The 10,272-nt window shown below is 64.9% G+C and carries 8 protein-coding genes; 7 read left to right on the forward strand and 1 reads right to left on the reverse strand.

Features of this window, described 5'->3' with window-relative positions; all coding sequences use genetic code 11:
• The first annotated feature begins 9 nt into the window (after positions 1-9).
• From A0J57_RS09135 to A0J57_RS09160, 6 genes are all read left to right on the forward strand, one after another.
• Entirely contained in the window at positions 10-2,793 is a 2,784-nt protein-coding gene (locus A0J57_RS09135; protein ID WP_061935203.1) for a TonB-dependent receptor, read from the forward strand.
• A gap of 54 nt (positions 2,794-2,847) precedes the next feature.
• Entirely contained in the window at positions 2,848-4,488 is a 1,641-nt protein-coding gene (locus A0J57_RS09140) for a long-chain-fatty-acid--CoA ligase (RefSeq protein WP_061935205.1), read from the forward strand.
• Positions 4,485-4,916 (forward strand): thioesterase family protein, encoded by a 432-nt coding sequence (locus A0J57_RS25935; RefSeq protein ID WP_061935207.1) that lies wholly within the window; start codon positions 4,485-4,487, stop codon positions 4,914-4,916. The genes A0J57_RS09140 and A0J57_RS25935 overlap by 4 nt, the downstream gene beginning before the upstream one ends.
• A gap of 10 nt (positions 4,917-4,926) precedes the next feature.
• The gene (locus tag A0J57_RS09150) at positions 4,927-6,123 is read left to right on the forward strand and encodes an acyl-CoA dehydrogenase family protein (RefSeq protein WP_061935209.1); all 1,197 of its coding nucleotides are present in this window, start codon (positions 4,927-4,929) and stop codon (positions 6,121-6,123) included.
• Positions 6,124-6,133: 10 nt separating this feature from the next.
• Positions 6,134-7,207: an acyl-CoA dehydrogenase family protein gene (locus A0J57_RS09155; protein ID WP_061935211.1), complete on the forward strand. Its 1,074-nt coding sequence runs from the start codon at positions 6,134-6,136 to the stop codon at positions 7,205-7,207.
• 170 nt (positions 7,208-7,377) lie between these two features.
• The gene (locus A0J57_RS09160; RefSeq protein ID WP_061935213.1) at positions 7,378-8,361 is read left to right on the forward strand and encodes a GlxA family transcriptional regulator; all 984 of its coding nucleotides are present in this window, start codon (positions 7,378-7,380) and stop codon (positions 8,359-8,361) included.
• Positions 8,362-8,446: 85 nt separating this feature from the next.
• On the opposite strand, the gene A0J57_RS09165 is transcribed toward A0J57_RS09160, so the two are convergent.
• Entirely contained in the window at positions 8,447-9,064 is a 618-nt protein-coding gene (locus A0J57_RS09165; RefSeq protein ID WP_235600828.1) for a flavin reductase family protein, read from the reverse strand.
• Positions 9,065-9,177: 113 nt separating this feature from the next.
• Between A0J57_RS09165 and A0J57_RS09170 the strand changes: the two genes are divergently transcribed.
• The gene (locus A0J57_RS09170) at positions 9,178-9,990 is read left to right on the forward strand and encodes an alpha/beta fold hydrolase (protein WP_061935215.1); all 813 of its coding nucleotides are present in this window, start codon (positions 9,178-9,180) and stop codon (positions 9,988-9,990) included.
• Positions 9,991-10,272 lie beyond the last annotated feature (282 nt).

Genomic DNA, 10,272 nt, shown 5'->3' on the forward strand with positions numbered 1-10,272 from the left:
GAGAGGAATATGATCAAGACACGAACGATGACGGCCGTTGTTGCGCTCAGCGCAGCGTTTATCGCGGCACCCGGTTCTCAGGCGCAGGAGGCTGCGGCTTCGACGGAGGCGCAGGACAGCGCAACCCCCAACGGCGCGAGCGACATCATCGTCACCGCGACGCGCAGAGCGAGCCGGCTGGCCGACGTTCCGGTGGCGGTATCGGCCATCTCGCCACAAACCCTTCAGAACAGCGGCGTGTCGGACATCCGCCAGTTGACCCAGGTCGCGCCTTCCCTGCTGGTTTCCTCCAACGCGTCGGAGGCGGGCGCCGGCGGCGCGCGCATCCGCGGCGTGGGCACGGTCGGGGACAATGCCGGCCTCGAAGCCTCGGTGGCGACGTTCGTCGACGGCGTTTACCGCAGCCGCGCCGGCGTCGCGCTCAATGAATTCGGGCAGATCGCGCAGATCGAGGTTCTGCGCGGTCCGCAGGGCACATTGTTCGGCCGCAATGCTTCGGCCGGGCTCATCAACATCACCACGGCCGCACCGGAAAGCCGCCTGGGCGGCTATGTCGAGGGAAGCTACGGCAATTACGATTATTACCGTCTGGCCGCCGGCATCACCGGTCCCATCGCGGAAGGGCTGGATGCCCGCCTGGACGCAGCCTACACGAAGCGGGACGGCTTTCTGAAGGATGTCATATCCGGACGGCGGATCAACGACCGCGACCGCTACCTGCTGCGCGGCAAGCTGCGTTACGAGCCGAACGACGATCTCACCGTCATGCTGATCGGCGACTATTCGCGGCAGAACGAGGAATGCTGTTCCGGCAATTATCGCCTGGCGGTCGACCGCACCAAGCAGGCGGACGGCAGCTATATCGCGACGCCATCGTCCCTCGCCGCCATCCAGCGCAGCATAGTGTCGGCCGTTCCGGGCGCTGGAAACGGGATCATCATCGACGACACCTTTTCCCGCAAGGTCGCCGTGACGCCGGGCCGCACCTTCCGTTCGGATGTGCGCGACTGGGGCCTGTCAGGCCAGATCGACTGGGATCTGGGGGGCGCGAAGCTGACTTCCATCACCGCCTATCGCTACAATAAATATATTGGCGGCCAGGACTCCGACGTCAATAATCTCGACATCATCTACCGGCCCGACGACGGCAGCCGCTTCAACAGGTTCAAGACCTTTTCCCAGGAACTGCGCCTTCAGGGTTCGGCCTTCAACGACAGGCTCGACTGGCTCGTCGGCGGCTATTTCGCGCATGAGGAACTCAGCGTCGGCGACAACATCACCTATGGCGCCGACTATGACCGCTATGGCACGCTCGTGGGCGCGGCCGGGCTTGGCGCGGTCAACCCGGCGCTGGGATCGCTGTTCGCCTCGACCGGCTTCAGCAATCTGAGCGGTTTCGCGCAAGGCTTCGCCGCGGCGCAGCTTGCCGCGCTTCCGCCGGCACAGCGCGACGCCATCGCCGCGACGGTGGCGGGGCAGGTCCAGAACCTCGCTCTGGCAGGAAAGGGCCAGCGCGACCGCTATGACCAGACCGACGACAATTTCGCGATCTTCACCCACAACATCATCCGCGTGACCGACAGGCTTTCGCTGACGCTCGGCGCGCGCCACACCTGGGACAACAAGAAGCTCGATGCCGCGCTGTCGAGCAATTCGCCCTGTCCCACCTATAATGACAACATAACCCGCCTGCGGGCGTTGGCGGCGTCCGGCTCCCTGGGGGCGGCGTCCCCTGTCGCATCCGCGCTCGCCAACTCGGTGCTGGCTCCGCTGTCCGCGCTTACCTGCGTCGTCAATCCGGTGAACGGCGAATTTTCGGGCAAGCGGCGGGAGCGGGAATGGACCGGCACGGTCGTGCTCAGCTACAAGCCGACCGACCGGCTGATGGTCTATGCCAGCGCTTCGCGCGGGTACAAGGCGGGGGGCTTCAACCTCGACCGTTCGCCCTTCTATGACTCGCCGACGCGGACGCTGGTGCCGACCGACAATCTCAACAACCTGCAGTTCGAGCCGGAAAAGGTGGATGCGTTCGAACTGGGCGGCAAATATCGCGGAATCGGTTTCGACCTGAATGTCGCCGCCTTCTACCAGCGTTTCGACAGTTTCCAGTTGAACACCTTCAATGGCGTCGCCTTCGTGGTGTCCAATGTCCGGGGTTGCAAGGACGATCTCGGCACGACGGACAGCGATGCGATCGCCGGCAATTCGGCCTGCGCGGATACCAAGCCCGGCGTGACATCCAAGGGGATAGAGATCGAGGCTTCTATCCATCCCGTTCAGGACTTCACCGCTTCGGCGGGACTTACGCTGACGGATACCCGTTACGCCAAGGATCTGGTCGGAAGCGCCGACCGCAGCGGAAACAATTCCCTACCGCCGCTGCTTTCGCTGTTGCCCGGGTCGCGCCTGTCGCTCTCCAGCCAGTACACGATCACCGGATCGGCCCAATGGACGCCGCCGGTCGGCAAGTTGCGGGGCCTGCTCTACGCCGATTTCCGCTACATGTCGGAGTTCAGGTCCGGGTCCGACCTGTTCGTCGAAAAGGAACAGCCGGGCTTCCTGGTGGTCAATGCCCGCGTCGGCATCGGCGCGGACGATGGAAACTGGAGCCTGGAGGCCTGGGCGCGCAATGCCTTCAACGAGAAATATGTCCAGTCCATCTTCAACGCGACGCTTCAGGGTTCCAACAACTCCATAGCGCAGCTCGCGGCGGGGCAACGCACCACCCAGTTGTTCGCAACCTTCCTTGCCGAGCCCCGGACCTTCGGCGTGACGGCGCGCAAGCGGTTTTGATGTCATGGGCCGGGGCGCGTCGCGGTGCGCCCCGGCATCGAAGAGGAGAGAATAATGCCGCTGCGCTTTCCCGAACCGACGCCGGAAACCGATCATTATCCGCTGACGATCGGCCGCATGCTCGACGCCGCGCTGGTGATCGCGTCCGATCAGGAGATCGTCTATCGCGACCAGGTGCGGATGACCTATCGCGACCTGCGCGTCCGGATCGGCCGGCTCGCCTCCGCGCTCACTGCCCTGGGCGCGGATCAGGGTACGACCGTCGCGGTGATGGATTGGGACAGCCACCGTTATCTTGAATGCTATTACGCGATCCCGATGATGGGCGCGGTATTGCAGACGGTGAATGTCCGCATGTCCACGGCGCAGCTTGAATATTCGATGCGCCAGTCGGGTGCGGAAATCCTGCTGTGCCATCGCGACTTCTATCCGCTGGCCGCGGCGGTCCTGCCGTCCTTGCCGGGCATCAGGGCCGTCATCGCCATAGACGACGGCGTGGGAGATCCGCTGCCCCCCTATGCCGCGGGCGAATATGAAGCGCTGCTGGAAAAGGCCGATCCCGACTTCCCCTTCGTCGATTTCGACGAGAATGCGCTCGCCACCACATTCCACACCACCGGGACGACCGGCGATCCCAAGGGCGTGTGCTTCACCCACCGGCAGCTCGTCCTGCTGACGCTCACCGCCAAGGGCGGGTTCGGGACGACGGGGGCGATCGGCCTGGGCTGCGACGATGTCTATATGCCGCTGACGCCCATGTTCCATGTCCATGCCTGGTCCATGCCTTATCAGGCGACTCTGCTGGGCCTGAAGCAGGTCTATCCCGGCCGCTACGATCCGACGCTCATCTGCCGCCTGCGGGAAACGGAAGGGGTTTCCTATTCGCACGGCGTCCCCACCATCCTGCAGATGGTGCTGACGGCGGCAGAGGCGACGGGCACCGATCTGTCGGGCTGGACCATGACGATCGGCGGATCGGCGCTCACCCGGGCGCTGCTGCTCCAGGCGCAGCAGATGGGCATGCTAGTCCATGCGGGCTATGGCATGTCCGAAACCGGGCCATCCATCACTGTCGCCCGGCGCCGCCCCCGCATCGTGGAAAGCGAGGAGGCGGCGGCCGAATCGCTCACGCTGGCGGGCGTGCCGCTTCCCCTCGTCACTGTGCGGATCGTCGATGAGGATATGCGCCAACTGCCCCATGACGGCGTCAGCCGTGGCGAACTGGTCGTGCGGGCGCCCTGGCTGACGCCCTGCTATATGGGGAATGAGGCGGCCTCGGCAGCATTGTGGCGCGGCGGCTGGCTGCACACGCAGGATGTCGCGACCATCGATGCGGAAGGCCGGGTGGCGATCGTCGACCGGCTCAAGGACGTCATCAAGACCGGCGGCGAATGGGTCTCGTCGCTGGACCTGGAAGACATTGTGGCCGACGTGCAGGGCGTGGCCGAAGTGGCGGTGATCGGACTGCCCGATGCGCGCTGGGGCGAACGCCCGGTGGCCCTGGTGGTGCCGCGCCCCGGCGAGCAGCCGACGCTGGAAAGTGTGAACATCAGGATCGAGGCGGCGGTCGCAAGCGGCGTCATCAGCCGTTATGCGCGGCTCGACCGGTTGGAAATCGTCGCCGAACTGCCGCGCACCAGCGTCGGCAAGGTCGACAAGAAGCTGCTGCGCGCGACGCTGGCGGCAGCGCTGTGAGCCGGCCGCCGCTCAGCCCGCGATCCGCCTATCGGCATTGGGCGGACCTGTCCACCCGCTGGGCCGACAATGACCTGTACGGCCATGTCAACAATACCATCCACTATCAATGGTTCGATACGGTGGTGAACGACTGGCTGATCTCGCAGGGCATGCTCGACCTCAAGGGACCGGGGCCGATCGGCCTGGTGGTGGAGAGCGGCTGCATCTACGCCGCCCCGCTCAGCTATCCGCAACCGGTCCAGGTCGGGCTCAAGGCTGCCGCGCTGGGCATGTCCAGCGTCACCTATCAACTGGGGATTTTCGCGACGGGCAGCGACATCGCCGCCGCGCAGGGCCGCTTCGTGCATGTCTATGTCGACCGCGACAGCCGCCGCCCCCGGCCCCTGTCGCCCGAATGGCGCGACCGTTTTTCCACTCTTTCATGAGGATCATGCCATGGACCTGAACTATTCTCCGCAAGAGGAGGACTTCCGCAGCGAAGTCCGCGACTTCCTGCAACAGCATTTGCCCGCCCGCCTGTCCGGCAAGGTCCGGACGGGCAAGCGGCTGACCAAGGCCGATGTGGAGGAATGGCACGCGATCCTGCATCGCCGGGGCTGGCTGGCGGGCAATTGGCCGGTCGAGCATGGCGGGCAGGGCTGGTCGCCGGTGCAGCGGCATATCTTCGATGTCGAGACGGCGCTGGCCGGCGCGCCGCCGATCCTGCCCTTCGGCGTCCATATGCTCGGCCCCGTGCTGATCCGCTTCGGCACGCCGGAACAGAAGCGTCACCTGCTCCCCCGCATTCTCGACGGCACGGACTGGTGGTGCCAGGGCTATTCGGAGCCGGGCGCGGGTTCCGACCTCGCCTCGCTGAAGACGCGCGCGATACGGGATGGCGACCATTATGTGGTGAACGGGCAGAAGACCTGGACCACGCTTGGCCAATATGCGGACTGGATATTCTGCCTGGTGCGCACCGACCCGCAGGCGGCAAAGCCGCAGGAGGGCATATCCTTCCTGCTGATCGACATGACCAGTCCGGGCGTGGAGGTCCGTCCCATCATCCTGCTGGACGGCGAGCATGAGGTGAACGAGATATTCTTCACCGACGTGCGCGTGCCGGTCGCCAATCTCGTCGGGGAAGAAAATCAGGGATGGACGATCGCCAAATATCTGCTCCTGCATGAGCGGACCACCACCGCCGGCATAGGCGGGTCCATGGCCGCGCTGGAGCAGTTGAAGCGCATCGCCGCCACCGAACGGAAAAATGGCCGTCCGCTGGCGGAGGATCCCTTCTTCGCGGCGGACGTAGCGCGCGTGGAAATCGATCTGGAGAATCTGAAGACGACGAACCTGCGCATGCTGGCGGCGGCGCAGTCCGGCGCGGCGCCCGCCGAACAGAGCGCCATGCTCAAGATTCGCGGGACCGAAATAAGGCAGCAGCTTACCAGCCTGACGCGCAAGGCGCTGGGCAGCGCGGCCCGCCCGTTCGTCCACGAGGCGCTGGACGAAAACTGGAACGGGGAACCGGTCGTTCCCGATCATGCGGCGGCCGTGGCGGCCAATTATTTCAACAATCGCAAGCTTTCGATCTTCGCCGGATCGAATGAGGTGCAGCGGGACATCATCGCCCGTTCGCTGGCGCTTTGAGGGGACGGACATGAATTTCACGCACAGCCAGGAACGGCAGATGCTGGCCGACACGCTCGACCGCTATCTCGCCGATCATTACGGGATAGAGGCCCGCAACCGCATCAGCGGATCGGACGCAGGCTGGAGTGCCGCCATCTGGAAGCAATTGGTGGATCTGGGCGTCGTCGGCATGCTCTTCGGGGAAGAGGCGGGCGGCTATGGCGGCGACGCCTTCGACATTGCCGTCATCTTCGAACAGATCGGCCGGCACCTGGTCGTGGAGCCGCTGCTGGGGACGCTGATCGCGGGGCGGGCACTGGAGCGCGCAAAGGGATTTGAGGGGGTGCTGGCCGAAGCGATCGGAGGCGGAACGCATCTGGCCGCAGCGATCGACGAAGAAGATTTGTACCCCGATCCGCAATCGGCGGGCGTACGGGCGGAGGGGGGCAAGCTCACCGGCGCGAAGCGCGTCGTGCCGCAACTTGCAGCGGCGCAGCATATCGTCCTGCCCGCCAGCGATGGCGAGGAGGTGGCGCTGTACCTTGTCGATGCCGCCGCTTCGGGCGTTGCCGTCCGCGACTATCCGTTGATCGACGGCGGGCGGGGCGGCGACCTGACGCTCGCGGCGGCACCGGCGACGCGGATCGGCGGCGCGGAACTGATCCGCGATGTCGCCGCGGCGGGCGTGCTGGCGCTCTGCTGGGAAGCGGTGGGCATCATGGACAGGCTGAAAGAGGCGACGCTGGATTATCTGCGCGTCCGCAAGCAATTCGGCGTGGCGATCGGGTCGTTCCAGGCGCTTCGGCATCGGATCGCGACGGTGGCGCTGGAAATCGAGCAGGCGCGCTCTGCCGCCATCAATGCCGCCGCGGCGCTCGCGGCACCGGCCGCCGAACGCGACCGCGCCATAGCCGCCGCCAAATTCACCATCGGGCGTGTCGGAACCCTGGTGGCCGAGGAGGCGATCCAGATGCATGGCGGCATCGGCATGACCTGGGAACTTCCCGTTTCGCATTATGCGAAGCGGTTGACGATGATCGACCATCAATTGGGCAGCGCCGATTTCCATATCGGGCGCGTGGCGACGGCACGGGCGGCCTGATCGCGCGACCGGCGGGGATGGGGCGCGCCGCCGCCCCGTCCCCGCCGGCCATGTTTGGTGCGAACAGGCTGTCGAAGCCCTATTCCGCGTGCGCCGCTTGTCCACGCTCATGCTTGCCCGATGGAAGGCCATGACCTAATTCATATCGAAACGGCAATTAGGGTCAGGATATGAGACAGATCGGCTTCCTCCTTGCGGAGGGTTTCCAGATGATGGGGCTGGCCCCGATTCCGGCGTTCGAGTTCGCCAATCTCGACCTTGGCCGCACGTCCTACGGCATTACTGTGATGTCGGAGCGGGGCGGGGCGATACCGACGTCCTGCGGCCTGCGGATCGAGACGGAGAAGCTGACGGCTTTTCCCGACACGCTGATGGTCGTGGGCGGCTTCTTCCCGCAACCCACCTCCGCTGGGCTGCGGGACTATATAGCCGAGGCGGGACAAAGAGGATGCCGGGTCGCGGGCGTCTGCACCGGTGCGTTCGCACTTGCCGATGCCGGCCTGCTCAGCGGCAGGACCGCCACGACCCATTGGGCCCATGCGTGGGAGATGCGGCACCGCTTTCCCGACATCACCGTCGACGAGGATCGCATCTTCATCGCGGACAATGGGATTTGGACGTCGGCCGGGATGAGCTCCGCCATCGACCTCACATTGGCGTTGATAGAGGAGGATCATGGCGCGGACGTCTCCCGCAGCGTCGCGCGCAGGCTGGTCGTCTATCACCGCCGGCCGAGCGGACAATCGCAATTCTCCGCGATGCTGGAACTGGAACCGAGATCAGACCGGGTTCGAAGGGCGCTGGCCCACGCCAAGGAAAATCTGCGCAATCCGCTGACGGTCGAGGAATTGGCGGAGAGCGCGAACCTTTCGCCGCGCCAGTTCAGCCGCCTGTTCCGGGAAGAGACGGGCCAATCCCCTGCCAAGGCGGTGGAGCGATTGCGGGTCGAAGCCGCACGGGCGATGCTGGGCAGCGGCACCTATTCGATGGACCTGGTCGCCCGTGAAACCGGCTTTTCGGACCGCAACCGGATGCGGCGCGCCTTTCTGCGCGCATATGGCCAGCCTCCGCAAAATCTTCGGCGCACGCAGCGGCTGATGACCGGCAGCGGAGTTGCGCCGGGTGGGCGGCGCGAAGCGCTGCCGGGGATCTGACCACGGGTGCGGACCGACCTTGCGCCATCCGGATGGTGGAGCCCAATGATAGGATCGACGCAAGGTCCCACGGGGCATCAGGGCCCTAGCCGGGCCGCCGCATTCTGAACAGCCGATCTTGCGTGACCTCGAAATAATCGGCCGGTCCGCCGCCGCGCAGGATCGGCCCGGCTTTTGCGGTCTGGTAGACCCCGTCCTCGATCAGGGATCGGTCGATGTGGATGCCCACGGCCTCGCCCATGACGAGCCATTGGGGCAGTTGCCCGCCTTCCTTCGTCGTCAACTGGATGATTTGCGTGACCTTGCACTCGAACCGGACGGGGCTGCCATGGACGCCCGGCGGGGAGACGAGGCGGGAGGGTTGCTTTTCCAGCCCGGCAAGTTCGAACTCGTCCACTTCGGCGGCGACGATGGCGGAGGAGGCGTTCATCGCCTGCGCCTGCGCCCGCGTGGCAAGGTTCCAGACGAATTCGCCGGTCGCCTCCGCATTGGCGACGCTGTCCTTCCATCCTTGCGAGGAGAAGCCGATGATCGGCGGCCTGTAGTTGAAGAGGTTGAAGAAGCTGTAGGGCGCCAGATTCGCCACGCCCAATCCGCTGACGGTGCTGATCCAGCCGATCGGACGCGGCGCGACGATGGCGTTCATCGGGTCATGGGCAAGGCCGTGGCCGTTGCACGGTTCGTAGAAGTGGAAGTTACTCAATCGATTGTCTCCTATGTCTCAAATTGACGCTTATATGGCATTTGAGACATGAACTGGCTGCGCTACCTTTCCTCCATATCGCCACCCCTTGGTGCCGCGAAGGAGAAAGCTTGATGTCGCAGTCGGTCATCCAATGGTTGGAATCCTCCCAGGGTCGCATCGCATGGCGGGAAGACGGCCCGTCGGGTGGCGTGCCGCTCCTCCTGCTGCAACGTTTTCGCGGCACCACCGACGATTGGGACCCGGATTTCATCGCGGCCCTCGCAAAGACCCGGCGCGTGATCCGGTTCGACAGCCTGGGTATCGGCCGATCCGGGGGCGACGTGCCGGATTCTGTCACAGGCTTCGCCTCCGTCGCTGCGGAGGTGATCGCGGGCCTGGGCCTAGAGCAGGCCGATGTGCTTGGCTGGTCCCTGGGCGGGATCGTGGGACAGCAGCTTGCGCTCGACCATCCCGCTCTGGTTCGGCGGCTGGTCGTGGCGGGCTCCAGCCCCGGCAATGTCGATGGCGGCCCGCAGCAGCATCCGAAGGTGCCGCAGGTCATGACAAAGCCCGAAAATGGCGAGGACGACCTCCTCTTCCTCTTCTATCCCGAGACGGAGACGGCCGTTGCGTCCGGCCGCGCTTCCCTTGCGAGGATCGCCAACCAGCCCGACCGCGGTCCGCCAGTGACGGGCGGCGCCTTCATGGCGCAGCTCAAGGCGCTGATGGGCTGGCCCGGGGCGCTTGGGCGCGCGGGCGAGCTCAAGCTTCCGATATTGGTGGCCAATGGCGCTCATGACGTGATGCTGCCCGCCTATCGCTCCTATGTCCTCTCGCAACAGGCGCCGAACGCCAAGCTGGTCCTTTACCCTGATGCCGGCCATGGCTTCCTGTTCCAGGAAATCGAGGATTTCGTTGCTGAAATCGATCGCTTCCTGGCCTAGGCGGATGGAGCGGCTGCACGGGCTTCCACCCGTGGAAGCACGACACATGTGGCAGTCCGGGGCGGTTGGCCCCTCCGTAATCGCCTAGAGCAGATTCCGATCCGATTGCATCGGCTCGACTGCTCTAAGTTTTTGTTTTGTCGCATTTTCCGAGTCAGAAGATGATTCCATCTGCTTGGAAAACGCTCTAGGGTTTGTGGGGATTCATCGTGAGTTGATGATGGCTGCGGCGAGATAGATCATTGCAGAGAAGCTCTGGTCGGTTTTGCAGGCACGCATAGC

Origin of the sequence: Sphingobium sp. 22B (assembly GCF_001580035.1) — a bacterium.
Lineage (GTDB): Bacteria > Pseudomonadota > Alphaproteobacteria > Sphingomonadales > Sphingomonadaceae > Sphingobium > Sphingobium fuliginis.